Here is a 1141-nt window from a genome sequence, read left to right as displayed (position 1 = left end):
CCCGTTGAGAGGCTAGATGAGTCGGAAGGCCAGCTACGAGTCCCGGCCGGGCTTGTCATGAGGACAGGCGTTCCTCTGGGACCGCGGGTGGAGGCGGGAGGACCCAGAGGCTGGTCAAGACCCAGATGGACGGTGCGCCGTCGGAACCCAGTCGGCAATCATCCGCCCGGCGGCAGCCTGCATAGCGTCCATCGGGTCCGCCGAAGCCGCGACGGCGGAGCCCGGCGTTTTGCATGGACTTCCGCTCGCCGATCTGCGGGCACGGACCCGGTCCAACTCTGCAAGAACTTGGCCGGCGCACCAGGTCCAGCCGTGCGCAGATCGTCGCTGATCGAAGAAACCGGCTGCGCTGCTGGCGACCGTACACGTCCAACATCACGGCGATTACTGCGATTACTGCGATTACTGCGATTACTGTAGCAACCGACTGTCTCACTTGCCCTGACAACTACCGCTCTGACCTCGGCCCGAGCACGTCCGGGTGGTGAGCGCAGTCACACCAGTAGTGCGTCGTCGCTCGACGGGACGGGCAGGCTGTCGGGCTCGACGACCGCGCGGGGCCGAGGAAGGAACTTCGATGCGCCGTGGATGGCCAGGACGCAGAGGGCCATCGTGAGGAAGGTCGCGGCCCACACGAGCCCGCGGGAGAAGTCCTTGCCGTCCAGGTGCAGCGCGATGATGATGGGGCTGCTGACGCCGAAGTTCGCTCCGAACATCGTGATTGGGAAGGCAGCGAACAGCGAGGTCAGGCCCCAAGGACGGGAGACGCGCCGCCAGATCTGCACGGCCAGGACCGTGAACAGGACTGTCTGGGTGCCCTCGAGCACGCCGATCACGGCTGGGTAGTTCCAGATCCGCAGCTCGTAGGGGCCATAGTGGGTGTAGACGTCGACGCCGGTGCCGATCGCCTCGAAGACGCACGAGGTGAGAATCTCCAGGCCCCAGATTGCGAACAGTCCCTTGCGGGTCAGACGGCCCTCATACATCTTCCGCCCCGCATATAGTGCGACGGCGGCATACAGGATGATGTAGCCGCTGAGCCTTTCCCGGTAACGTTTCGTCGCTTTGCGTGACATCAATGTCGTGTTGGTGTGTTGGGTTTCAGGCGGTCCTGCGGTCCTGCGGTGCTCGGTGCGGAGGA

Annotated in this window: 1 pseudogene; it reads right to left on the bottom strand. The window is 64.6% G+C overall.

What is annotated here, in order from left to right:
* Nucleotides 1–494: 494 nt before the first annotated feature.
* Nucleotides 495–1141 (bottom strand): annotated as a pseudogene (locus G6R25_RS24145) (hypothetical protein); the annotation flags it as partial.

Origin of the sequence: Candidatus Frankia alpina (genome assembly GCF_902806485.1) — a bacterium.
GTDB lineage: Bacteria > Actinomycetota > Actinomycetes > Frankiales > Frankiaceae > Frankia > Frankia alpina.
This window is presented reverse-complemented; position numbering and strand designations above follow the sequence as displayed.